Here is a 23098-nt window from a genome sequence, read left to right on the forward strand (position 1 = left end):
GATCTTAGTCTGCAAAATGATCCCATCCCACGGTGTCGGCAGCTTGCCCGGCAATCCGGACCCCGTTGTCTCCCGGCGGTGCAACGGCATGCACTGAGCCTATCGCAGTGAACCCCTCCGGCAGCTGAATTCCGGCTGGGAAAGTGGCCAGCAACCCGTGGTCCTCTCCGCCGCCCAACACCCACTCCATGGCATCGGCGACCAGCAGGGCAGCGGCAGGTTCGAGCGGCGTGGCATAGCTTTTGAGGACGCCGGGGTCGAGGTCGATCAGCACGTTGCTGGCCGCGGCGAGCCGGGCGGCGTCACGGATGAGCCCGTCGGAAATGTCCATCATGGCAGACACTCCGGAGGCCGCCGCCAGGGGGCCCGCGGCCAGAGGTGGCCAGGGCCTGCACTGGCTGTCCATGAGGTCCCGCTGTTCAGGCGTGAGGCCAGTGACCGCCATGCCGCTTTCCAGCAGGGCCAGGCCGGCGGCAGCGCGACCCACGGTTCCGGCCACGGCCACGGAATCGCCGGGCCGGGCCCCTGAGCGGAGCACCGGCGGCTTGCCCGCCAACGTCCCCATGACGGCCACGGTCACGGACAGTTCACGCCCCCGGCCCAAATCGCCCCCCGCCACGGAACATTCCGCTGCCCCTAAACCTGAGATGCCCGCTGTGAGCCCGTCGGCAAACTCCTCCACCCATGAGACGGGAGTGGCCGGCGGCATGCTGAGGCTCACGACGAGGGACGTGGCGGTTCCGCCCATGGCATTGATGTCGCTCAGGTTTTGTGCGGCGGACTTCCAACCGACGTCGAAGCCCGTGGTCCGGTACCCGTTGTTCCACTCGACACGGAAATCCTGGTCCTGGGTCTGGGTATCAATGGAGATGAGTGTCCTGCCGTCCGGTGCAGCCACCAGCGCAGCATCATCGCCCGGGCCCAGGAGGACCGCGGGGCCCTGATGAAGCCGCGGAAAAATCCGGGCAAGGAGCTGTGGCTCCGACAACTGGCCGACGGTGAGGTGATCTTCGTGCACGCATCTACGCTATCGCGGCCGGCCGACAGAATAGCCGTGGCCATTGCCAGCGCCGGAATACCGCCTTCCCGGAGGCTATGTGACCAGCGCAACGTAAAGCCGGCGGGTCCGGCGGGCCGGGATAGTCTGGACTGATGCACCAGGATTTCGTTCGCCGTACCAGCCTTGTCCTTTCGCTGGGTGCGGCTTCCGCGCTGGCTTTGTCGGCGTGCGCCCCCGCTGTGGACGTCCCGGCCGCTGCCGACGCGGCCAACCCCGCCTGCGCCCCCATGATGGTCGCGCTGCCGGATTCAATCGGCGATGCAACGCTCCGGAAAACCAACAGCCAGGCAACAGCAGCCTGGGGTGACCCTTCCCAGGTGATCCTCCGGTGCGGGGTCAACGTACCCGGTCCCACCACCGACCGCTGTGTCAGCGTCAACGATGTCGACTGGGTTATCAAGGAAGGCAACCCCGTGTGGACGCTGACCACGTTCGGCCGCGAGCCCGCCACTGAAATCCTGATCGACCCCGCCAAGCTCGAATCGGCCAATATCAGCTCTGCGACCGTCCTGACCGAACTGGCCAACGCCGCCGGCAAGATCAAGGCAACCAAGGGCTGCGTAGGCCAGGAAGAACTGCAGGACCTGCCCTCAAGCCAGTAGCCGTCCCCGGCCGAGCGGCACGGCCTGCCCCGCTGACTGTTGTCCGGTTCTAGCGCAGGCCGGTCTTCCGGGTCAGCGCCAAGTGGATCAGTTCGTCGATGAGTTCGCTGTAGGAAAGCCCGGACGCAGCCCACATCTGCGGGTACATGCTCTTGGGGGTGAACCCGGGCATGGTGTTGATCTCATTGATGATCAGCTCACCGGACGGCGTGTAGAAGAAGTCCACCCTGCTGAGTCCCTCGGCGCCCACGGCATCGAAGGCCACAGCGGCCAGCTCACGGACCCTGGCAATGGCCTCCTCCGGCATGTCTGCCGGGCAGCTCAGCGCCGCTGCGCCGTCCTCGACATACTTGGCGGCAAAATCGTAGAACTGGTGCTCGCCGGCAGAGACGGCGATTTCCCCTGGCATGGACGTCCGCGGAGCATCGGTGCCGCGTCCCTGGAGCACGGCGCATTCAATTTCCCGGCCGCTGATACCGGCTTCAATGACCAGCTTGAGGTCGTGGCGGCGTGCCTCTTCAATGGCCGAATCCAGGCCGTCCAGGGAGTCCACCTTGGAAATGCCCATGGAGGAGCCTGCCCGGGCGGGCTTGACGAAAACAGGGAAACCAAGCTTGTCCACCCGTTTCCGGACACCGTCGGCATCGGTCAGCCATTCGCGGTCCGTCACCGCGATGTATGGTCCCACCGTCAATCCCGCGGCTTCGAAGACCACCTTCATGTAGTGCTTGTCCATGCCCACTGCGGAAGCCAGGACACCGGCTCCCACATACCGCGTGTCGGACAGTTCCAGCAGTCCCTGGATGGTTCCGTCCTCGCCAAAGGGGCCGTGCAGCAAAGGGAAAACCACATCCACGGAGCCGAGCTCCTGCGGAACAGCGTTGGGAGCGGTGACGATCAGCTGGTGCTCGCCTCCGATCTCGGCCAGGGTGACAGTCTTGTCCGACGGCGGGACTTCCGGCAGCGCTGCGGCGCTCAGGGACCACTGGCTGGTGTCGCCCGCCGCCAGGACCCATTGTCCCGACTTGGCGATGCCGATCGGGACGACATCGTACTTGCTCTTGTCCATGGCGCCCATGACGCCTGCCGCTGTGACACAGCTGACGGCATGCTCACTCGAACGTCCGCCAAAGAGGACCGCCACGCGGGGGCGGCGTCCAGCGGGAAGATTTTGTTCAGTCACCATTCAGTAGTCGCCTTCGGACTTCAGCGCCCGGGCCAGCAATCGTGGCCCCAGGTCGTCAACGGACATTTTGCCTTCAAGGACGGCCACCACTGCTGCAGTGATCGGCATTTCCACGTCAAGCTTGCCTGCGAGTTCGTGCACTGCAGGCCCTGATTTGATGCCTTCGGCGGTCTGCGTCATGCGTTCACCCACCTGCTCCAGGCTGAGGCCTTCACCCAGCAACCGGCCGGCCGTGTGATTCCGCGACAGCGCCGAAGAGCAGGTAGCCACGAGGTCCCCAAGGCCCGCCAGGCCGGCCATGGTGTGGGCTTCTCCGCCGAGGGCCAAGGCCAGCCGCGAGGTTTCGGCCAGGCCCCTGGTGATCACCGACGCCTTGGTGTTGTCACCCATCTGGCGTCCTTCGCAGATACCTACGGCAAGGGCAATCACATTCTTCACGATGCCCCCGATTTCCACGCCCACGACATCAGTGCTCGTGTATGGGCGGAAGTATGGCGCCGTGCAGCACAACGCCACAGAAGCAGCGGTTTCGGCATCACTGCAGGCGACCACGGACGCCGTTGGCTGTTCCCTGGCGATTTCCATCGCCAGGTTGGGACCTGAAACCACCACAACGCGCGACGCGGGAATGCCCAGCTCCTGCGCGATGACCTCGCTCATACGGGCATCCGTAGTGAGTTCCAGGCCCTTCATCAGCGAAACGACAATGGCGTCCTGCGCGATCAGCGGCTTCCACTCGCCCAGCTGTGGCCTGAGGGATTGGGCCGGCACTGCGAGCACCACCAGCTGCGCATCCTTCAGGACTTCGGCGACATCCGTGGACGCCGTGATACCGCCGGGCAGCTCGATGTCCTTGAGGTATTGCCCGTTGCGGTGTTCCTTGTTGATCTGCTCAACGACTTCAGCGCGGCGTCCCCAAATGCGGATGTCGCGCACGGCGCCCGTAGCGGCAGCAGAGTCTGCAAGGACTTTGGCAAACGTGGTTCCCCACGAGCCTGCACCCAGGACCGCGATTGTCTCCGGTGTTCCCGTGCTGCCCGGGGCAATCGTCATTTCGTGTCCCCTTCCGGGGCGCCGGGTTCAGCCTGGTCGCGGGCCGGTTCGGTACCCCGCTCCACGAACCTGCCGTGCTTGGACTGGTTGTTGCTGGCCGGGTCCCACCTCTCGGCGGGCGGCTGGCTGCCCCTGAGTTCGGCCAGGAGCCCGGTGATGGCGTCCATGATCACGTCGGTCGCTTCCTGCAGCGTCGTGCGGTCAAGCGGCCGGTCAGCGAAAGCGCTCAAATCAACGGGATCACCCACCAGGACCCGGACGGTCTTCCTGGGGAAGATATGGAACCGCTTCGCGTAGCGCGGAAAAACTTCCTGGGCGCCCCAATGGGCGATCGGTACCACAGGCGCCCCGGTCTTCAACGCCAGCCGCGCAGCTCCGGTGTGCCCCTTCATGGGCCACATGTCGGGATCGCGGGTCAGTGTCCCTTCGGGGTAGATGATGATGGCGCCTCCGGCGTCCACCACCTCACGGGCCACTTGCAGCGAGCGGTTGGCACCCGCCGTCGAACGTTCAACGGGGATCTGGCGGGTTGCCCGCAACAAGGAACCAAGCACGGGAGCCTTGAACAGGCCGGACTTGGCCAGGAAGTGCGGCGGGCGGTTTTGGTTGTACAGCATGTGGCCGACCACGATGGGGTCGATCTCCGTGCAGTGGTTGGGTGCTGCGATGAAACCTCCGGCGGGAAGCTTCTCCGTTCCCTCCCACTTCTTGGCCATCAGGATATTCATGAGCGGACGGGCAATGCCCGCCAGGAACACGAACGTGGCACGGCTCTTGGCCGATTCCTTCAAAGGAGTCCCCCGCTAGTTGGTGGTGAGGTCGAAATCGGCGCCCAAGGCGGCGAGCTTTTCCGTGAACCGTTCGTAGCCACGGTTGATGATGTCAATGCCCGTCACCCGGGAGGTGCCGGTTGCGGCCAGCGCAGCGATGAGGTGGCTGAACCCGCCGCGGAGGTCCGGGATATCGATCTCGGTACCCCTGAGCGGCGTGGGCCCGGAAATGACGGCCGAATGCAGGAAATTGCGCTGGCCGAACCGGCACGGGACACTGCCAAGGCACTCACGGTGCACCTGGATGTTGGCTCCCATCCGGGCCAGGGCGTCCGTGAAGCCGAATCGGTTCTCATAGACCGTCTCGTGGACAATGGACACCCCTTCGGCCTGGCTCAGGGCAACCACCAGCGGCTGCTGCCAGTCCGTCATGAACCCGGGGTGGACGTCTGTCTCAAGCACCAGCGGCGTGAGCTTGCCGCCGGGGTGGTAGAAACGGATGCCGTCATCCCCGATGTCCATGCCTCCGCCGACCTTGCGGTAGGTGTTCAGGAACGTCATCATGTCGCGCTGAGAGGCGCCCTCGACGAAGATATCTCCACGGGTCACCAGGGCGGCCGAGGCCCAGGACGCGGTCTCGTTGCGGTCCGGAAGGGCACGGTGGTTGTAGCCGCCAAGGTCCTTGACGCCTTCGATCCTGATGGTGCGGTCCGTTTGGACACTGATGATGGCGCCCATCTTCTGGAGCACGGCGATCAGGTCAATGACTTCCGGCTCGGTGGCGGCACCGCTGAGTTCAGTGATGCCCTCTGCCCGGGTGGCACTGAGCAGGACCTGTTCCGTGGCCCCCACCGACGGATACGGCAGGGAAATCTTGGCCCCGTGGAGCCCGTTCGGGGCGGAGATGTGGATGCCGCCGGGGCGCTTCTCCACCACCGCACCGAACTGGCGCAGGACATTCAGGTGGTAGTCGATGGGACGGTCGCCGATTTTGCATCCACCGAGATCGGGGATGAAGGCTTCACCGATCGCGTGAATCAGGGGACCACACAACAGGATCGGGATCCGGGAGTCGCCCGCATGGGCGTCGATGGCGGTACTGGAAGCCGTCTTGGCCTCTTTGGGGTCAAGGGTCAGGTCCCCCGTGGCCGGGTCCTTTGCCACAGTGACCCCGTGGAGCTGCAGAAGGCTGGTGACGACCTCGACGTCCTTGATCTCCGGGACGTTCCTCAGCACTGATGGTTCATTGCCCAGCAAGGCCGCAACCATGGCCTTGGGTACGAGGTTCTTGGCACCGCGAACGGTCACTCGCCCAGTCAAAGGCACGCCACCGCGGATTGTCAGAACACTACTCATCTATACCGGTTTCCTCACGACTACTCGCCCCCCAAACTAACAAAGGCTCCAGCTAAGCATAGAAGCTCGCGTTACCGAACCGAAATGCATCCGCGCCGTGCCGGGCAGATCTCCAGCCCCGGCAGCGGAAACGGAAATGGGCCGGCAGCAATTCAGCGCCGTCGTCTATCAGCTTTTCGCCGGCAGCGTGGTCGGTTTGAAGGCAGGCCGGGTGGCCTCGTACGCCGTAATGTCTTCCTCGTGCTGCAGGGTCAGGCCGATGTCGTCGAGGCCTTCCAGCAGGCGCCAGCGGGTGTAGTCGTCGATATCGAACGGAGCCACGACGTTGCCGCATTCGACAGTCTTGGAGACCAGATCCACTTTGACTTCGGCGCCCGGGTTGTTCTCCAGGACCTTCCAGATGAGCTCGATGTCGTCCTGGGCCACTTGCGCCGCCAGGAGGCCCTGCTTGCCGGAGTTGCCCCGGAAGATGTCGGCAAAACGGGAGGAGAGGACGGCCTTGAAGCCGTAGTCCTTCAGGGCCCAGACCGCGTGTTCACGCGAGGAGCCGGTACCGAAGTCCGGTCCGGCCACCAGCACGGAGCCGGCGTTGAACGGAGCCTGGTTGAGGATGAACGACTCGTCCTTGCGCCACGCTGCGAACAGGGCGTCTTCGAAGCCCGTGCGGGTGATCCGCTTGAGGTAGACAGCGGGGATGATCTGGTCCGTGTCCACATTGCTCTGGCGCAGTGGGACCCCGATACCGGTGTGGGTGGTGAACTTTTCCATGGGGATCCTCCTAGACTGCGGTTCCGGTCAGCGTTCCGGCCGTTGCGGGCTCAAGGTCCGACGGCGAGCTCAGCGTCCCCCGGATGGCAGTGGCTGCAGCGACCACGGGCGAGACCAGGTGGGTCCGTCCACCCTTGCCCTGGCGGCCTTCGAAGTTACGGTTGGACGTTGATGCGCAGCGCTCACCCGGTTCGAGCTGGTCCGGGTTCATGCCCAGGCACATGGAGCAGCCGGCAAAACGCCATTCGGCGCCGAAGTCCTTGAACACCTTGTCCAGCCCCATTGCTTCGGCTTCCAGCCTGACGCGGGCAGAACCGGGAACCACCAGCATGCGCACGTTCGGGTCCTTCTCCCGGCCACGGATGATGTCCGCGGCGGCGCTCAGGTCCTCAATGCGGGAGTTGGTGCAGGAGCCCAGGAAGACGGTGTCCACGCGGATGTCTTTCATGGGGGTTCCCGCTTCCAGGCCCATGTAGTGCAGGGCACGCTCTGCCGCGAGCTTGGCGTTCTCATCACCGAAGTCTTCCGGCGAAGGCACCTTGGCAGAGAGGGAGACGCCCTGGCCCGGGTTGGTTCCCCAGGTCACGAACGGCTCCAGCGTGTTGGCGTCCAGGTCAACTTCGACGTCGAACGTCGCGTCTTCGTCGGTGTGCAGCGTGTTCCAGTACTCGACGGCGGCATCCCAGTCCGCGCCTTCGGGCGCATGCGGGCGGCCCTTCATGTAGTCGTACGTCGTCTGGTCCGGAGCGACCATGCCTGCGCGGGCGCCGGCTTCGATGGACATGTTGCAGATGGTCATGCGGGCGTCCATGGACAGCGAGCGGATCGCCGAGCCACGGTATTCCAGCACGTAACCCTGCCCACCGCCGGTGCCGATCTTGGCGATGACCGCCAGGATGATGTCCTTGGCCGTCACGCCGGGACGCAAGGTACCCTCGACGTTGATGGCCATGGTCTTGAACGGCTTCAGGGACAGCGTCTGGGTGGCCATGACGTGCTCCACCTCGGACGTGCCAATGCCCATGGCCAGGGCTCCGAACGCTCCGTGGGTGGAGGTGTGCGAGTCACCACAGACAACTGTCATGCCCGGCTGCGTCAGTCCCAGCTGGGGACCGACCACATGCACGATGCCCTGTTCCTTGTCGCCCAGGGAGTGCAGGCGGACGCCGAACTCCTTGCAGTTGGCGCGCAGGGTTTCGATCTGCGTCCGGCTGGTCAGGTCGGCGATCGGCTTGTCGATGTCCAGCGTCGGCGTGTTGTGGTCTTCGGTGGCAATGGTGAGGTCCACGCGGCGCAGCTTGCGGCCGGCCAGCCGCAGGCCCTCGAACGCCTGCGGGGAGGTTACCTCGTGGACCAGGTGAAGGTCGATGAAAAGAAGGTCGGGCTGGGCATTGGCTCCTTCGCCTTCACCCTTGCGCACCACGTGCGCGTCCCAGACTTTCTCGGCCAGTGTCTTTCCCACGGCCTTGCTCCCTTCACTGCGGTTGGTTGTTCCAGTTCACCGGAATGTTCTTCATCCACTGAAGCAGCACCTCCGGCGAACAAGCCAGCGAAACAACTTGCATCTCAGATATTGAGACGGCAATATCATTACATGGACAATTCTAGTGGAGTCGGTGTCATTGATAAAGCGGCCCAGGTACTCGATGCACTTGAGGCCGGACCAACGACTCTTGCCCAGCTTGTAGCCGCCACGGGATTGGCCCGCCCCACCGTCCACCGCCTGGCGCTGGCCTTGGTGCACCATCGCCTGGTCAGCCGTGACATCCAGGGCCGCTTCGTCCTGGGCAGCCGCCTCGTGGAGCTCGCCTCCGCGGCCGGCGAAGACCGGCTCATCGCTTCGGCAGGACCGGTCCTCATCCAATTGCGCGACGCCACCGGCGAGAGCGCGCAGATCTTCCGGCGCCAGGGCGACTGGCGGGTTTGCGTCGCATCCGCCGAACGGCCTATCGGCCTTCGGGACACCATTCCCGTCGGAACCCAATTGTCCATGAAGGCCGGCTCAGCTGCCCAAGTCCTGCTCGCCTGGGAAGATCACGACCGCCTCTTGGAAGGACTGCAAAACGCGCGGTTCACCCCCACTGTCCTGGCAGGAGTACGACGGCGGGGCTGGGGTCAGAGCCTTGGCGAACGCGAGCCCGGGGTCGCCTCGGTGTCGGCTCCGGTCCGTGGACCGTCCGGCCGCGTCATCGCCGCCGTTTCGATTTCGGGTCCGATCGAGCGCCTCACCCGCCAGCCCGGTCGACTGCACGCGGAAGTTGTCTGCAACGCCGCACGGGTCCTCACCGAAGCACTGCGCAAGAACAACGACTAACTCCAGGAGTGGCATGGAAAGCTACGCGGTTTTCCTCCGGGGCATCAACGTTGGCGGCATCAACATCAAGATGGCCGACCTCAAGGCCGCGCTGGCGGACTACCCCTTCAGCAAGGTCAAAACGCTCCTGGCCAGCGGCAATGTGGTCCTGCAAAGCGACCTCGCCGCCAAGGACGTGAAGGCGGAATTCGAGGCTTGCCTGCGGAAGGCTTTCGGATACGACGCATGGGTGGTCGTCCTGACCGCTGCCCGCGTTGCTGAACTGGTGGACGCTTGCCCCTACCCGGCGGACGACAAGGCAACCCATAGCTACATCACGCTCGCCTCGGACACTTCGATGCTCGATGAACTCTTCCAGGCAGGCCAGGAGCTTGGCGGCGTGGAACAGGTACGGCTGGGTCCGGAGGCCTCTGCCTGGTTGGCGCCGGCAGGCGGAACCTTGGACAGCCCCTTCAGCAAACTGTCCGCCAAAGCCCGCTACAAGGCATCAACCACCACACGGAACCTGCGGACCCTGGTCAAGGTCCGGGACGCAGCCGCTGCACTGTAGGGCTGAATGAGCGGGGGCGCCTGTCCCTTGGGGCGGGGACTCTCAGCTGCGGGCGTCCTTCAGCGCCGCGTTGAAGTCCCTCAGGCGCTTGATACCGGCGTCCACGGGCGCAACGATCCGCTGGTTTGCCACCGCAGCCACTGCCGCCCGCAGTCGCCTTCCGGCTCCCCTTGCCCTGACCCTGGCGGCCCATCCTGAGATGATCCTGCCCAGAAGGCCCAGGGCGATGCCCAGCCCGACCCCTCCTGCCACCATGAGAGTCGGCCACGGCCAGCCCTCAGTCCTGGGAACGTCCGGCACCGGCATCTGGAAGTAGGCAAGCAGGGCAAGGATACCCAGCCAGCCCAAGCCTCCCGCGGCAAGCAGCAGGGCAGTCCATTGCAGGACATTGAACAGCATCCACCAAGCCGGGCGCCTGGACGCCTTCAGATCAGTGCCGGCGATCGCCTGGTCCAAGGCGTCCGGCAGTTGCTCCCGCCCTTCCCGGGCGGCGTTGCGGATGCTGGCCCGCCAAGGGCCCGGAGCCCCTTCCGATGCCGTGTCTGCAAATTCCCGGACAGCAGCATCCGTCCGGGCGCGCTCAGGCGCTCCCGCTGCCGGAAGGGAAGTCCGGTTGAGGTCCGGCCGTACGTCCTTCCTGCCAAGGTTCAGCCTTCGGAGGGGGTCTGCACGGAACCGAAGCAGCCAGCGGACAGCGGGCCATCCGGTCCGCCGGGCTGACTCGAGCCGGTAGGAGCGCGCCACTGCATCGACCACCACGGGAACATTCGCCGCCGTCGCCAATTCCGCGGCCAGTCTTGCCGTGGCACTGCCCTTGACGCCCCGGGCTTCCCCGGTTCCGGAGGCTGCGGTGAGACCGGCGGCAACCCGGTCGACATCGGCGGACAGCCTCCTGGTGACAGCGTCCCGCTGCGTCACCACCCGCTCTATGGCGCCCCTGACCTCCCCGACGCCGGCCCCGGTCACCGCTGAGGCGCCCAGCACGGTGACACCGCCGAGCCCGTCGCGGTCCAGGATGCCTTCCAGGGATGCCATGACCGCAGCAGCGTCCACATCATTGAGCTTGTCGATCTGGTTGAGTACCACAAGGGTGACTGCCCCGTGCGAGGCCATGGGGCGGAGGAACCCGTGATGGACTGCTGCGTCGGCGTACTTTTGCGGGTCAAGGACCCATACCAACACGTCCACCATTCCCGCGAGCCGCTGGACGATTTCCCGGTTTGCCACCGCGGTGGAATCAAAGTCCGGCAGGTCCAGCAAAATCAGGCCTGAGTCCTCCGACGCCAGCCCGGGCACAGCCGGAAGAACGTGGCGCTCCTGGACATCGAGCCAGTCGAGCAGGGGTCCGCTGTCCTGTTCGCCCCAAATGCCGGCCAGCGGAGCCGACGTCGTGGGCCGGCGGGCAGCCGCGGTTGCCAGCGAAGTGTTGCTCACAGCGTTGAAGAGGGACGATTTGCCACTGCCGGTGGCACCGAAGAAACCCACTACCGTGTGGCCTGCGGACAGGGAACGGCGCGAGGAGGCTCGTTCCAATACCTCGTAGACTGCCTGAAGCTCCGGCCCGGGAAGAATGCCCTCCGCGAGTTCCCGCACAGTGTTCAATGCCTCCAACCGTTGCTGGAGGCGGGACGCTTGCCTGACCTGGCCGTGTCGGCTCATGCGGCTCCTGCCAGGCGCCGGAGGGAAGTTGCGTGGGGGTGGAGGTCCACGCCGTCTCCGGACTGCATGCCATCCAACTTGTCCAGGAAGCGCCCGCGCTCCCCGTCCAGCAGCCGCTGGCAGGTGGTGTGCAGGTCCTCCCTCGCCTGATGCGCCAGCCGGCGGACGGCGTCCTCACCAAAAACGGCTTCCAGCAACCGCTGCCCTACCACGGCGGTGCCTCCTGCGATGCCGATCTCCAGTCCGGTGAGGCCCGCGGTCATGGAGAACACCACCACCATGAGCGCGGCTCCCAGGCCGTTCACGCCGAACGAAAGCCACCGCGCCTGGGTTCTCTTTCCCTGACCCTGCGTCCGGATAAGGTCCATCAGGCCTTCTTGCCAGGCCCGGATGGCCGCCGCAGCACGGGCATCGAATCCCGGACTTGTTCCCGCCAGATCGTCCGTGCCCAACAACTGCCGTCCCGCAGGATCGGCCCGCCACCGCCGGTCAACATTTTCTGCCGCGTTGGCGGCCTCGTCCAGGATGACGGCCTGGAGACCGGTTTCGATGGCGGTCTCCACCTTGATCGCGGGCGCCGGCTCACCTCGAAAGAAGGCGCTGACCCTGTCCCGGAAGCGACCGATGTTCTGTTCAACGGCCCGGAAGAACTCGCCGGTTCCTACAAAGTCCTGCCACCGGGCGAGTACCTCACCCCGCAGCAGGGCACCATCCTTGGTCGCCTCGAGAATCCGCGAGAGTGCCGCCCCGTATTCGTCCGTGCAGGCGGTGCGAAGTTGCCGGTCAGCAGCGTCTTGTTCTGCGGCTGCGGCTGCGATCTCCTCGAAGCGGCTGCTGATCGCCTTCACCGCACCATTGAGCGTCCGCCGCGCGACGCCGGACCTGGCGGCCGCGTCGGCTGCCAGCTCCGACAGCCAGGCCTGCAGCTCCGAAGCGGCGTCGGCGGGCAGCATGCCCATGGCGTCCAAAGTGGTTTCGCGGACCACGAAGAGTTGTGCCGCTCCGAGTCCCTGCCGGTGCAGCATTGCCTGCAGGTCCGTCCGGACCTCCTCTTCCGCCTCGGCGGGCACCCTGTCCAGCACTACGGCAACCGTAATGTCCCGGGAAGCTGCGTCGAGCAAAAGGCGCCATGGGACGGCGTCGGCGTACCGGTTGGCAGTGGTCACGAACACCCAGAGGTCGGCGGCGGCAAGCAGTTGGCCTGCGAGCCTGCGGTTGTCGTCGGATATGGAGTCAACGTCCGGGGCATCCAGCAAGGCAATCCCCCGGGGAACGTTGGGGTGGCCCACCAACACCAAGGATGATACGGCCTGGGCATCAGGCGAGGCACCGGCCTGGCTGGCGGGCATGGGTTCCTGGGAAACAGTCGCGTGGATCCTGCCCAGGCCGGGGAGGATCCGCTGCCCCCGGAACCACTCGGCATCTTCAGGATGGTGCAGGAGGATCGGCTGGCGGGTTGTGGGGCGGATTGCACCGGCACGGGTGACAGGCCACCCCACCAGCGCGTTGACCAGCGTCGATTTGCCGGCCCCAGTGGAACCTCCGACGACGGCCAGCAGCGGAGCGTCGAGGCTGCGGTACCGGGGAAGAATGTAGTCGTCGAGTTGGGCCAACGTCTCCTTGATCCGGCGCCGGTCGGCGTCGGCTCCCGGCAGTTCCAGCGGAAGGGTGGTGGCGGCAAGTGCTTCGCGTGCGTCCTCCAGGGTCCGGACAGCAGAGGTCAAGTCCTCGCGGTTCGGATCCGGTTCGTGATGTGTCACAAGGATCATCATGCCAGCCACTGGCCCCGGTGCTTTGCATTCGCACAAGCAGCAAACAAGAAATCCCCCGGAACGTGATGTTCCGGGGGATTTGCTGGTGACCCCAGCGGGATTCGAACCCGCGTTACCGCCGTGAGAGGGCGGCGTACTAGGCCGCTATACGATGGGGCCTTGCACTTTTGATCATCGTTTCCGCTGATCAAGCTGAACGAGTATTTCACACTTTCAGCTCTCATCCAAATCGACTCAGCGATTTGAATTTCCGAATTTCACCGTTCCAAACGGTGATATTCAGAGCTGGGATACCAGGACTCGAACCTAGAATGACGGTACCAGAAACCGTAGTGTTGCCAATTACACCATATCCCAAAGCACTTTTTGGACCGGAGTTCCTTACCGCGGTTTCCCTTGGTTTTTCCCTCCGTGCCCCTCAGCACGAGTAATTACTCTACCCGACACTTTTGACCTGCACAAATCGTCAGGCCGTTACCTGCATCACACCGACGCGGGGCCTGTCAGGACTCCACTGGCCAGCAGTTCAGACAGGGTGCTGACCTGCCGCCCGCTGAATCCCTCCACGAACTCTCCGGTCCGGTTCAGCCACACTCCCACCAGCCCCGCCGCGGTGGCACCGTCCGCATCCAGCAGTCTGTTGTCCCCCACGTAGAGGGTCTCACCGGGGGCAGTGCCCAACAGGCGGACGCCCTCCAGGTAGATCGCCGGATCAGGTTTGGGGACGCCCACGGTATCCGTACCGACCAAGGTCCGGATCCTGGAGAGTCCGGCGCCATCCAGCTTGGCCCGCTGGTAATCATGGACATTGTTGCTGACGGCTCCGTAAGGGACACGGGCTGCGTCCAGGGCGTCGAGCACCCCGGCAACATCTTCGAAGGCGCGGACATACGCCGTCTGCCGCTCGTGGTAGTCGGCTACCCAGGCCCGGGACTCTTCACCATCGGCAAGTTCCACGCCGAAGTGACCCAGCGCCGCCCGGCCACGCAGCAGCCGCTGCTCATTGAAGGTCAGTTCGCCCGCAAGGTAACGGTCGTAGAAGTGCGTCGTTTCATGGGTGAAGATGCGTCCGAACTTCACCCACCCGGCCTGGTCCAGGCCGGGCAGGAGATGTTCGCTGACGTCCCGCAACGCAGTGGTCATGGCGTACTCAAGGTCCACCAAGGTGTCGTCGATGTCGAAAAGCACACCGCTGATGGTGCCAAAGGAACTTGCGATCGCCATGCCGGTTCCTCCTAGCCGCGGAAGGCGCGGACTCGGGCCAAGGAAGACTCCTTGCCCAGAATGACCATGGATTCAAAGAGCGGCGGCGAGATCCGGCGGCCGGAAATTGCCGTGCGAACGGGGCCAAAGGCCGCTCGGGGCTTGATGCCCAGGTCTTCCACCAGGGCCTGCTTCAGCGCGGCCTGGATGTTCTCCGCGGTCCACTCCCGGATCGGCTCAAGCGCTGCGAGGGCCGCATCAAGGACTTCATCGAGATTCGCCGGGAGTCCCTTGCGGGCGTCGTCGGCAACGTCGATCGCGTCGTCTGCCTTGAACAGGAAGGCCAGCATTTCCGGTGCTTCGCCGAGCAGGGCGATGCGCTCCTGGACCAGTGGAGCTGCCTCCCGCAGGATCTCCTCCTGGCGCGGCGTGAGGATCTCCCCCACGAAACCTGCAGCACGAAGGTAGGGAACGAGCCGTTCCTCGAATACTTCGGGCGAGAGCATGCGGACGTGGGTACCGTTGATGGCTTCGGCCTTTTTCAGGTCGAAACGTGCAGGATTGCCGAGGACATCGTGGATGTCGAAGTTGGCCACCAGCTGCTCCACCGTGAAGATGTCCTCGTCCGCGCTGAGCGACCAGCCCAGAAGGGAAAGGTAGTTCAGCAGGCCCTCAGGAATGAAGCCACGCTCGCGGTGCAGGAACAGGCTGGACTCGGGGTCGCGCTTGGAGAGCTTCTTGTTCCCCTGGCCCATGACATAAGGCAGGTGGCCGAACTCCGGCATGTACTCGGCCACACCGATGGCGTACAGCGCGCGGTACAAAGCGATCTGGCGGGGCGTGGAGCTTAGCAGGTCCTCGCCGCGGAGGACATGGGTGATGCCCATGAGGGCGTCATCCACGGGGTTGACCAGCGTGTACAGGGGTGCGCCGTTGGCCCGGACCACCGCGAAGTCCGGAACGGAACCTGCTTTGAAGGTGATCTCACCGCGGACAAGGTCAGTAAAGGTAATGTCTTCATCCGGCATCCGCAGGCGAAGGACTGCCTCACGGCCTTCGGCCTTGAACTGGGCAAGCTGCTCCTCGGTCAGGTGGCGGTCGAAGCCGTCGTAGCCGAGCTTGGGGTCGCGGCCTGCAGCCTTGTGCCGTGCTTCGATTTCGTCCGGAGTGGAGTACGACTCGTAGACGTGTCCGCCGGCCTTCAGCTTCGCGATGACGTCCTGGTAGATATCGCCCCGCTGCGACTGGCGGTAGGGCTCATGCGGCCCACCGACCTCCACGCCCTCGTCCCAGTTGATGCCAAGCCACTTGAGCGCGTCCAGCAGCTGGTGGTAGCTCTCCTCGCTGTCCCGGGCGGAGTCCGTATCTTCGATCCGGAAGATCAGCTTGCCGCCGGTGTGGCGGGCGTAGGCCCAGTTGAACAGGGCGGTGCGGATCAGGCCAACGTGCGGCGTACCTGTGGGAGACGGGCAGAAGCGGACGCGGACCGGAGTCTCGGCGTTGACGGCAGGGATGTCGCTGGAGGCAGCGTTCGACGCAGAAGCAGTAGTCATAGTGCTTCAACTTTACCGCTTGGCTTCCTTTCGTTTTCCCGCTTAACCGCACGACGGCGGCACTCGCCTTCCGTACGGAAGGCGGGTGCCGCCGTCGTGCTTTGGGCGGGGCCGGGTGCGTCAGCGGCGGACGGCCGGGTTGGAAAGGCGGCCGATGCCTTCGATCTCCACCTCGATGCGGTCGCCTTCGGAGATCAGGCCTACCCCGGCCGGCGTGCCTGTCATGATCACATCGCCCGGGAGAAGGGTAAAGGCGTGGGAGACGATCGAGACCAGTTCGCGGACACCGCGGATCATCTGCGTGGTGTTGCCGTCCTGGCGGAGGTCGCCGTTGAGGCGCGCACGGATGTCCAGGTCATCCGGGTCGAGTTCAGTCTCGATCCAGGGCCCCAACGGCGCGGAGGTGTCGAACCCCTTGGCGCGGGCCCACTGCAGGTCGGTTTTCTGGACATCGCGGGCAGTGAGGTCGTTGCCGCACGTGTAGCCAAAGATGACGTCATCAACGCGGTCCTCGGGAACGTCCTTGCAGATCCGGCCAATCACCACGCACAGCTCTGCCTCGAACGAGATCTCCTCGGAGAACTCCGGCAACACGATTGGATCGTTGGGACCGATCACGGCCGTATTGGGCTTGAGGAACAACAGCGGCTGCTGGGGAACTTCGTTGCCAAGTTCGGCGGCGTGCTCGGCAAAGTTCCGGCCCACGCCGATGACCTTGCTGCGCGGGATGATCGGAGCCAGCAGCCTGACGTCCTCAAGCTTGTGCTTGGTGTGGGTTCGCTCAACACCGTTGAAGAAAGGGTCGCCGTTGATGACAGTGATGTCCTCACTGCCGGGCTCGCCTTCGACAATGCCGTAAAGGGGATCAGAATCAACTACAAACCGGGCGATACGCATGGGCTCAAGCCTACCGTCAGGCTGGAGGCGTTCAGCTGCGCAGGTAGTCCAACTGGGCCGCCACCGACGTTTCAGCTGCCCAGCGGACGGAAGGATCGACGTCGGCATAGACAACGTCGGTGACCTGCGCGATGGAAGCGTCCTCCCCCACCTGGGCGAGTGCGGCACGGATCTGCTCCAGCCGTTGCTCGCGGTGCGCACGGTATTCCCTGCATTTGGCGTCAAGAGCCGGCAGCACGGGGCCATGGGCCGGGAGCAGGGTCGCAGGTCCGAGTGCTTCGAGCCGGTCGAGGCTGGACAGGTAGTCACCCAGGCGTCCGTCCGGGTAGTCAAGGACCGTTGTGCCGCGGCCGAGGATAGTGTCGCCGGTCAGCACCGACCCCGTGGGACCGTCAGCAGGCAGGTGGAAGCAAACAGAATCCGAGGTATGGCCAGGGGTTGCAAGAACGCGGATTTCGACGCCGGCTGCATGGATCACCTCGCCATCAGTGAGTGGCTCCCCACCATGGCAATGTTCTGCGAGGGCGGCCCGGACAGGCGCTCCGGTCAACTCATGGAACCGGGCGGAGGCCTCGGTGTGGTCGGCGTGGCGATGCGTAATCAGGACGACGTCGACCTTTCCGGCCGCAGCCAGTGCGGCCAGGTGCGGCCCGTCCTCCGGTCCAGGATCGACGATGGCCACGTGGTCCGATCCCGGCGCACCGATGACGTAGGAGTTGGTGCCATCCAGGCTCATGGGCCCGGGATTGGGGGCCAGCCGGAAGCGGGTCAGCCCGCTGCTTTGCTGGAGCGAGCTGTCGGGCCGGCTCTCGGGCTGATGGAATGCGTCGCTGGAAGTCACCGTCCTATCTTGGCACCCTTCGACCCTCTCTCACCTATCGCCACCTTCCTGCCATCCCTCTATCACCTAATCGCCCCCTCCACTGGACGCTCTCTCACCGAAGGCCCCCTTACAGCCAACCCTCTCTCACCCGCCTGGCATCGGTGAGAGAGGGTCCGCGGGAAGTGGGGCTTGGGTGAGAGAGGGTCCGCGGGAAGTGGGGCTTGGGTGAGAGAGGGTCCGCGGGAAGTGGGACTTTGGTGAGAGAGGGTCGGGGAGTACGACGGCGGCCGGTCACCTTGAAAGCCCAAGGTAACCGGCCGCCGTCGTGGATTCTGCTGCTAGACCAGGCGGGTCAGCCAACCGTGGCGGTCCTCGACCGTTCCGGTCTGGATGCCGAGAAGCTGTTCACGGATGGCCATGGTGGTCTCGCCGGCCTTGGCGTCCTCGGAGCCGATGAACTCGGTGGCGTCCTTGAGCACCCCGATCGGTGTGATGACCGCGGCGGTACCGCAGGCAAAGACCTCGGTGATCTCGCCGGACGCTACGCCCTCACGCCATTCGTCGAGGGTGATCTTGCGCTCGGAAACTTCACGGCCCATGTCCTTGGCCACCTGGATGACGGAGGACCGGGTGACGCCTTCAAGGATGGTGCCGCTCAGCGCCGGCGTAGCAAGCGAGCCGTCCTTGAACACGAAGAACACGTTCATGCCGCCGAGCTCTTCCACGGCGTCATCGTTGAAGTGGTCAAGGAAAAGCACCTGCTTGCAGCCGTTGGCTTCGGCTTCCTGCTGGGCGATCAGGGACGCGGCGTAGTTGCCGCCGCACTTCGCCGCACCCGTGCCACCGCGGCCTGCGCGGGCGTACTCGCGGGAAATCCAGATGGAAACGGGCTTGAGCTCACCGCCAAAGTAGTTGCCCGCCGGCGAGGCGATGACGCGGAAGGAAACTTCACGGGCTGCCCGGACGCCAAGGAACGCCTCGGTGGCGATCATGAACGGACGCAGGTACAGGGCCTCGCCGTCACCGGAGGGTACCCATTCCCTGTCGGCCTGGACCAGCTCACGGATAGCACCCAGGAAATACTCCTCGGGCAGTTCCGGCAGCGCCAGGCGACGGGCGGATTTGTTCAGGCGCGCCGCGTTGGCCTCCGGACGGAACGTCCAGACCGAACCGTCGGCGTGGCGGTAGGCCTTGAGGCCTTCGAAGATTTCCTGGCCGTAGTGCAGAACCGCAGCCGAAGGATCCAGGGCGATCGGTCCGTAGGGTTCGATGCGGGCATTGTGCCAACCTCCCTTGCCTTCGGCGTCGACCTTGTAGTCGACGACGGCGGTGTGGTCGGTGAAGTAGTCGCCGAACCCCGGGTTCGCCAGGACGGCTGCACGCTCCTCAACAGACTTCGGGTTGGCCGAAAGCTGCTGGCTGAATTCGACGCCATGGGCAGTCTGAGTCATGTTTCCTCCACAGTCAGCTACCTGGCAGTGCGAACCGCGGCCCCCTTAAAGAGGGTGTGGTTCAGCGATGGACCAAGGAAGCAGGTAAATAATTCAAGACAAGCTTACGCCTGGGTAATGGGCCTAAAGTGCGGCCGCAATGGCGTCGCCGATCGCAGCGGTGCTGCGCGGCTCGCCGGTGCGGCTTTCGACGTCGGCAATGACTGCCGCTTCGATCTTGCGGGCCGCCGAGGTGTAGCCAAGGTGGTCCAGCAACAGCACTGCTGACAGGATCGCAGCAGTGGGGTCTGCCTTCTGCTGGCCTGCGATGTCCGGGGCGGAGCCATGGACGGGTTCGAACATGGACGGTGCGGTGCGGTCCATGTTGATGTTGCCTGACGCGGCGAGTCCGATGCCCCCGGTGACGGCAGCTGCAAGGTCGGTCAGGATGTCGCCGAAGAGGTTGTCGGTGACGATGACATCGAATCGGGCGGGGTCGGTCACCAGGAAGATGGTGGCAGCATCGATGTGCAGGTAGTCATGGGTGACCTCGGGGAAATCCTTGGCCACGGCCTCGACGGTGCGCTTCCACAGGTGTCCGGCAAAGACGAGGACGTTGTGTTTGTGCACGAGGGTGACGTGCTTGCGCGGACGCTCGTTGGCGCGGCGGAAGGCATCGCGGACCACCCGCTCCACACCGTGCGCCGTGTTCAGGGAGACTTCGGTGGCAACTTCATGCGGAGTTCCGCCGCGGAGGGTGCCGCCGTTTCCAACGTAGGGTCCTTCGGTGCCTTCGCGGACCACGATGAAGTCGATCTCGCCCGGGTTTGCCAGCGGACTTCCCACCGTGCCGTACAGCCGGGAGGGGCGCAGGTTGACGTAGTGGTCCAGGCTGAAGCGGAGCTTGAGCAGCATCTCGCGTTCGATGATGCCGGAGGGAATCCGGGTGTCACCCGGGGCTGCCCCCACCGCGCCGAAAAGGATGGCATCGCGCGTGCGGAGGTCCTCGAGTACCTCGTCCGGAAGTGTCTCGCCGGTCTCAAGCCAGTGCTGGGCACCGAGCTTGTAGTGGGTCTGCTCAAGGGTGACGCCTTCGGCGGCCACAGCCTTTTCCAGGACCTTCACGGCTTCTGCAATGACCTCGGGGCCAATGCCGTCGCCGGGGATGACAGCAAGATTGATGGACGATGCACTCATGACTCCATCTAGCCGCGTCATCCACATGCTGGTCAAAATCGTCTCATCTTGTGAACAGCCGCCCTGAACCTCAGACCCTGGCATGATGCCCGGAGCGGTCCCGGCACATAGAGTCGTGGGGTGGACAGAAGGCACGCGTTATATGAATGGTTCCGCTTAAACCGCTTTACGGTGGACCTGACGGCCACCATCCTCCTGCTTCTGTTGTTTGGCCCTGTCTACCTGCTGGCCGACCGCCCCCTCCTGTTCCTCTTCTCCTGCGGCCTCCTGTTGCCGCTCGCCTGGCGACGCACCCGCCCGGTGGTGGCGGCCGGCGTCGTGGTCCTTGTGTGCCTCGTCCAATGGGCGGTGGGCGCAGAACCGGTAGCCGGCCAAATCGCCGTCCCGCTCATCATCTATGCGACAGCCGCCTATGGTCCCGCATGGGCCAGCCGCACTGTCCTGCTGCTGGGACTGCTCGGTGGCGTCATGCTTACCACGCGGGAATACTCCGGTTCGGCCGAGTCCGGCATCATGGGTCTCACCATCGGTGCCCTCTACACCGTACTGATCTGGATGCTGGTACTGGTCAGTTGGACGCTGGGCGACCTCACCCGGGTCCGGCGGCTGCAACTGCAGGCCCTCGAGGACAGGACGCGGCGGATGGAAGTCGAGCAGCAGCAGGAACGCCAGTTGGCTGCCGCCGATGAACGCTCCCACATCGCCCGTGAAATGCACGATATCGTGGCCCATTCCCTGTCCGTGATCATCACCCAGGCCGACGGCGCACGTTATGCTGCCGCGGCGAAGCCCGAACTCGCCACCGAAGCCTTGGCGACCATTGCTGCCACAGGACGGGACTCCCTGGCCGAGATGCGCCGCCTTTTGGGGGTCCTGCGCTCCGACGACGACTCCCCCACCAGGCCGCAGCCGCGGCTGGCCGACCTGGACGAACTCCTCCTGGGCTTCCGCGCGGCCACCCTCCAGGTCACCTTCGAACAGAGCGGCCTCCCCCGCCGCAACCTTCCGGCCGGTGCTGAACTGACCGCCTACCGGATCATCCAGGAAGCCCTCACCAACGTTATGAAGCACGCCGGTCCGACGGCGACCGCAAAGGTCTCGCTCGCGTGGCAGGGCCGCGGCCTGCAACTGGACATCCTCGACGACGGCCGCGGAGCCGCTGCTGATCCGCCGCCCCCCGGGGGCGGCAACGGACTGCGTGGCATGGGCGAGCGGATCTCCCTTTACGATGGTTCCTTGACCGCAGGCCCGGAACAGGGCGGCGGTTTCCGTGTGTCCGCATTCATTCCCTACTCGGAGGCTTGACCCCATGCCGGATGTTCTCCCGCCCATCAGGGTGGCACTCGTTGACGACCAGCACCTGGTCCGCTCGGGTTTCGGCATGCTGATCAACTCGCAGCCGGACCTGGAGGTTGTTGCCGAGGCCGGCAACGGAATCGAAGCCGTGCGCGCTTTGAATGCTACTGCGGCCGACGTCGTACTGATGGATGTGAGGATGCCGGGCATGGACGGCATCGAAGCCACCCGACGCCTGCTGGAGCAGGCCGCCGCCCAGCCTGCAGGTTCCCGGCGTGCCGACGTAAAGATCGTGGTGCTCACCACCTTCGACCTTGACGAATATGCCCTCGCGGCCATCCAGGCGGGGGCCAGCGGATTCCTCCTCAAGGATGCTCCCCCGGAGGAACTCCTTGATGCCATCCGTACGGTTTACCGCGGGGATGCTGTCATCGCGCCGTCCACGACCCGCCGGCTACTGGACCACGTCGCCCCCTTGCTGCAGGCGCAAACACCGGAACGAAGCAAGCACGCTGCCGCCGTGGAAAGCCTCACCGCCCGCGAGCACGAAGTGTTCAAGCTCATCGCACAAGGCCGGTCCAATCCGGAGATTGCCGCCGGGCTCTTCCTCTCCGAGGCCACCGTCAAGACCCACGTGGGGCACATCCTGGCCAAGCTGGGCGCCCGCGACCGCGTGCAGGTTGTGGTCATTGCCTATGAGACCGGAGTCGTGTCGCCGGGAACGTAGCCCTCAGACCTGGGTATGAGTGGACTGCCGGAAGGATGGTACTTCTGCCCGATCCGGCAGGGCGGGTCCGGAAAATAGCGTGAAACCATGACAACTTTCACGTCCATACCCCACCCGTCCGGTCCGGACCGCGGACCCGCTGCCGCCCAGCCCACCGCACGGCCCGCCGTCGAAGCTTTCGCGTTGACCAAAAGCTATGGCCGCAGCGCCACCCGGGTCATGGCCCTCAACGAGGTCTCGGTGAGCTTCGAGGCCGGAAAGTTCACCGCCATCATGGGCCCTTCGGGCTCCGGCAAGTCCACCCTGATGCATTGCCTGGCCGGGCTGGACACCGCAGACTCGGGCCGCATCGTCCTGGGTGGAACCGACATCACCGGACTCGACGACCGCCAACTGACAGCCCTTCGTCGGGAGCGGATCGGGTTTGTGTTCCAGGCCTTCAACCTGGTGCCCACGCTCACCGCCGAGCAGAACATCACCCTGCCGCTGGCGCTGGCGGGCACAACAGCCGACGCCGGGTGGCTGGATACCGTTGTCAGTACCCTGGGCTTGAGGGACAGGTTAATGCACCGGCCGCACGAACTCTCTGGAGGCCAGCAGCAGAGGGTCGCCGTGGCCAGGGCGCTGCTGACGCGTCCGGACGTCGTGTTCGGTGACGAGCCCACGGGAAACCTGGATTCCAAGTCCGGCGGCGAGGTCCTGTCGCTGCTGCGCCGCAGCAGCATTGAGATGGGCCAGACCATCATAATGGTCACGCACGACCCCGTGGCCGCCAGTTACGCAGACCGGGTGGTGCTGATGAGCGACGGCGGACTGGTGGGCGAGATCCACCAGCCATCAGCCGACTCGGTCCTGGCAGCCCTCGGCAAACTGGGGGCATGA

Annotated in this window: 21 protein-coding genes and 2 tRNA genes; 6 read left to right on the forward strand and 17 right to left on the reverse strand. The window is 64.9% G+C overall.

Annotation, left to right across the window (positions count from 1 at the left end):
• Positions 1 to 4: 4 nt before the first annotated feature.
• Positions 5 to 1018: a thiamine-phosphate kinase gene (thiL, locus tag ACPFL9_RS12690; protein ID WP_426003065.1), complete on the reverse strand. Its 1014-nt coding sequence runs from the start codon at positions 1016 to 1018 to the stop codon at positions 5 to 7.
• A 134-nt stretch (positions 1019 to 1152) separates the two neighbouring features.
• Here thiL and ACPFL9_RS12695 point away from each other — a divergent pair, with 134 nt between their 5' ends.
• Positions 1153 to 1662, forward strand: a complete 510-nt coding sequence (locus ACPFL9_RS12695) for a DUF3515 family protein (RefSeq protein WP_426003067.1) — start codon at positions 1153 to 1155, stop codon at positions 1660 to 1662.
• A 49-nt stretch (positions 1663 to 1711) separates the two neighbouring features.
• On the opposite strand, the gene ACPFL9_RS12700 is transcribed toward ACPFL9_RS12695, so the two are convergent.
• From ACPFL9_RS12700 to leuC, 6 genes are all read right to left on the reverse strand, one after another.
• Positions 1712 to 2848, reverse strand: a complete 1137-nt coding sequence (locus tag ACPFL9_RS12700; protein WP_426003068.1) for a D-alanine--D-alanine ligase family protein — start codon at positions 2846 to 2848, stop codon at positions 1712 to 1714.
• On the reverse strand, positions 2849 to 3901 hold the full coding sequence (locus ACPFL9_RS12705; protein WP_426003070.1) for an NAD(P)H-dependent glycerol-3-phosphate dehydrogenase: 1053 nt from the start codon (positions 3899 to 3901) through the stop codon (positions 2849 to 2851). It lies immediately after the preceding gene.
• A complete protein-coding gene (locus ACPFL9_RS12710; RefSeq protein WP_426003072.1) occupies positions 3898 to 4692 on the reverse strand; it encodes a lysophospholipid acyltransferase family protein in 795 nt (264 codons plus the stop codon). The genes ACPFL9_RS12705 and ACPFL9_RS12710 overlap by 4 nt, the downstream gene beginning before the upstream one ends.
• 12 nt (positions 4693 to 4704) lie before the next feature.
• Positions 4705 to 6027, reverse strand: a complete 1323-nt coding sequence (murA, locus tag ACPFL9_RS12715; RefSeq protein WP_426003073.1) for a UDP-N-acetylglucosamine 1-carboxyvinyltransferase — start codon at positions 6025 to 6027, stop codon at positions 4705 to 4707.
• A 168-nt stretch (positions 6028 to 6195) separates the two neighbouring features.
• Positions 6196 to 6795 carry a 3-isopropylmalate dehydratase small subunit gene (leuD, locus tag ACPFL9_RS12720; RefSeq protein WP_426003075.1) on the reverse strand — a complete coding sequence of 200 codons (600 nt, stop codon included), beginning with the start codon at positions 6793 to 6795 and terminating at the stop codon, positions 6196 to 6198.
• Between the two features lie 10 nt (positions 6796 to 6805).
• On the reverse strand, positions 6806 to 8257 hold the full coding sequence (gene leuC / locus ACPFL9_RS12725; RefSeq protein WP_426003076.1) for a 3-isopropylmalate dehydratase large subunit: 1452 nt from the start codon (positions 8255 to 8257) through the stop codon (positions 6806 to 6808).
• 132 nt (positions 8258 to 8389) lie between these two features.
• On the opposite strand from leuC, the gene ACPFL9_RS12730 reads away from it, so the two are divergent.
• Together ACPFL9_RS12730 and ACPFL9_RS12735 are read left to right on the forward strand one after the other, a co-directional pair.
• Positions 8390 to 9109, forward strand: coding sequence for an IclR family transcriptional regulator (locus ACPFL9_RS12730; protein WP_014922101.1), 720 nt, complete (start codon positions 8390 to 8392; stop codon positions 9107 to 9109).
• Between the two features lie 13 nt (positions 9110 to 9122).
• Positions 9123 to 9659 (forward strand): DUF1697 domain-containing protein, encoded by a 537-nt coding sequence (locus ACPFL9_RS12735; RefSeq protein ID WP_426003079.1) that lies wholly within the window; start codon positions 9123 to 9125, stop codon positions 9657 to 9659.
• A 42-nt stretch (positions 9660 to 9701) separates the two neighbouring features.
• On the opposite strand, the gene ACPFL9_RS12740 is transcribed toward ACPFL9_RS12735, so the two are convergent.
• The 10 genes from ACPFL9_RS12740 to ACPFL9_RS12785 form a co-directional block, all read right to left on the reverse strand.
• A complete protein-coding gene (locus ACPFL9_RS12740) occupies positions 9702 to 11318 on the reverse strand; it encodes a GTPase (protein ID WP_426003080.1) in 1617 nt (538 codons plus the stop codon).
• Positions 11315 to 13087, reverse strand: a complete 1773-nt coding sequence (locus ACPFL9_RS12745) for a dynamin family protein (protein WP_426007560.1) — start codon at positions 13085 to 13087, stop codon at positions 11315 to 11317. The genes ACPFL9_RS12740 and ACPFL9_RS12745 overlap by 4 nt, the downstream gene beginning before the upstream one ends.
• Positions 13088 to 13173: 86 nt before the next feature.
• Positions 13174 to 13249: transfer RNA gene (locus tag ACPFL9_RS12750), tRNA-Glu, on the reverse strand.
• Between the two features lie 126 nt (positions 13250 to 13375).
• A tRNA-Gln gene (locus tag ACPFL9_RS12755) sits at positions 13376 to 13447 on the reverse strand.
• A gap of 126 nt (positions 13448 to 13573) precedes the next feature.
• Entirely contained in the window at positions 13574 to 14314 is a 741-nt protein-coding gene (locus ACPFL9_RS12760; protein WP_426003081.1) for an HAD family hydrolase, read from the reverse strand.
• 11 nt (positions 14315 to 14325) lie between these two features.
• Positions 14326 to 15846: a glutamate--tRNA ligase gene (gltX, locus tag ACPFL9_RS12765; protein ID WP_426003082.1), complete on the reverse strand. Its 1521-nt coding sequence runs from the start codon at positions 15844 to 15846 to the stop codon at positions 14326 to 14328.
• 120 nt (positions 15847 to 15966) lie between these two features.
• Positions 15967 to 16743: a fumarylacetoacetate hydrolase family protein gene (locus tag ACPFL9_RS12770; protein WP_426003084.1), complete on the reverse strand. Its 777-nt coding sequence runs from the start codon at positions 16741 to 16743 to the stop codon at positions 15967 to 15969.
• Between the two features lie 31 nt (positions 16744 to 16774).
• Positions 16775 to 17584 (reverse strand): MBL fold metallo-hydrolase, encoded by an 810-nt coding sequence (locus tag ACPFL9_RS12775; protein WP_426003086.1) that lies wholly within the window; start codon positions 17582 to 17584, stop codon positions 16775 to 16777.
• A 320-nt stretch (positions 17585 to 17904) separates the two neighbouring features.
• Positions 17905 to 19017: a branched-chain amino acid aminotransferase gene (locus tag ACPFL9_RS12780; protein WP_426003088.1), complete on the reverse strand. Its 1113-nt coding sequence runs from the start codon at positions 19015 to 19017 to the stop codon at positions 17905 to 17907.
• A gap of 123 nt (positions 19018 to 19140) precedes the next feature.
• Positions 19141 to 20193: a 3-isopropylmalate dehydrogenase gene (locus ACPFL9_RS12785; protein WP_426003089.1), complete on the reverse strand. Its 1053-nt coding sequence runs from the start codon at positions 20191 to 20193 to the stop codon at positions 19141 to 19143.
• Between the two features lie 120 nt (positions 20194 to 20313).
• Here ACPFL9_RS12785 and ACPFL9_RS12790 point away from each other — a divergent pair, with 120 nt between their 5' ends.
• The 3 genes from ACPFL9_RS12790 (at position 20314) to ACPFL9_RS12800 (ending at position 23098) form a co-directional block, all read left to right on the forward strand.
• Positions 20314 to 21498 (forward strand): sensor histidine kinase, encoded by a 1185-nt coding sequence (locus ACPFL9_RS12790; protein ID WP_426003091.1) that lies wholly within the window; start codon positions 20314 to 20316, stop codon positions 21496 to 21498.
• A 4-nt stretch (positions 21499 to 21502) separates the two neighbouring features.
• Positions 21503 to 22216 (forward strand): response regulator, encoded by a 714-nt coding sequence (locus ACPFL9_RS12795; RefSeq protein ID WP_426003093.1) that lies wholly within the window; start codon positions 21503 to 21505, stop codon positions 22214 to 22216.
• A gap of 87 nt (positions 22217 to 22303) precedes the next feature.
• On the forward strand, positions 22304 to 23098 hold the full coding sequence (locus ACPFL9_RS12800) for an ABC transporter ATP-binding protein (protein WP_426003095.1): 795 nt from the start codon (positions 22304 to 22306) through the stop codon (positions 23096 to 23098).

It is taken from the genome of Paenarthrobacter sp. NyZ202 (genome assembly GCF_049860755.1).
Taxonomy (GTDB): domain Bacteria; phylum Actinomycetota; class Actinomycetes; order Actinomycetales; family Micrococcaceae; genus Arthrobacter.

Coding starts and splice junctions, on each gene's coding strand:
- ACPFL9_RS12695 (WP_426003067.1), top strand. CDS start 1,153: ATGCACCAGGATTTCGTTCGCCGTACCAGCCTTGTCCTTTCGCTGGGT.
- ACPFL9_RS12700 (WP_426003068.1), bottom strand. CDS start 2,848: ATGGTGACTGAACAAAATCTTCCCGCTGGACGCCGCCCCCGCGTGGCG.
- ACPFL9_RS12705 (WP_426003070.1), bottom strand. CDS start 3,901: ATGACGATTGCCCCGGGCAGCACGGGAACACCGGAGACAATCGCGGTC.
- murA (WP_426003073.1), bottom strand. CDS start 6,027: ATGAGTAGTGTTCTGACAATCCGCGGTGGCGTGCCTTTGACTGGGCGA.
- leuD (WP_426003075.1), bottom strand. CDS start 6,795: ATGGAAAAGTTCACCACCCACACCGGTATCGGGGTCCCACTGCGCCAG.
- ACPFL9_RS12730 (WP_014922101.1), top strand. CDS start 8,390: ATGGACAATTCTAGTGGAGTCGGTGTCATTGATAAAGCGGCCCAGGTA.
- ACPFL9_RS12735 (WP_426003079.1), top strand. CDS start 9,123: ATGGAAAGCTACGCGGTTTTCCTCCGGGGCATCAACGTTGGCGGCATC.
- ACPFL9_RS12740 (WP_426003080.1), bottom strand. CDS start 11,318: ATGAGCCGACACGGCCAGGTCAGGCAAGCGTCCCGCCTCCAGCAACGG.
- ACPFL9_RS12745 (WP_426007560.1), bottom strand. CDS start 13,087: ATGATCCTTGTGACACATCACGAACCGGATCCGAACCGCGAGGACTTG.
- ACPFL9_RS12760 (WP_426003081.1), bottom strand. CDS start 14,314: ATGGCGATCGCAAGTTCCTTTGGCACCATCAGCGGTGTGCTTTTCGAC.
- gltX (WP_426003082.1), bottom strand. CDS start 15,846: ATGACTACTGCTTCTGCGTCGAACGCTGCCTCCAGCGACATCCCTGCC.
- ACPFL9_RS12770 (WP_426003084.1), bottom strand. CDS start 16,743: ATGCGTATCGCCCGGTTTGTAGTTGATTCTGATCCCCTTTACGGCATT.
- ACPFL9_RS12780 (WP_426003088.1), bottom strand. CDS start 19,017: ATGACTCAGACTGCCCATGGCGTCGAATTCAGCCAGCAGCTTTCGGCC.
- ACPFL9_RS12785 (WP_426003089.1), bottom strand. CDS start 20,193: ATGAGTGCATCGTCCATCAATCTTGCTGTCATCCCCGGCGACGGCATT.
- ACPFL9_RS12795 (WP_426003093.1), top strand. CDS start 21,503: ATGCCGGATGTTCTCCCGCCCATCAGGGTGGCACTCGTTGACGACCAG.
- ACPFL9_RS12800 (WP_426003095.1), top strand. CDS start 22,304: ATGACAACTTTCACGTCCATACCCCACCCGTCCGGTCCGGACCGCGGA.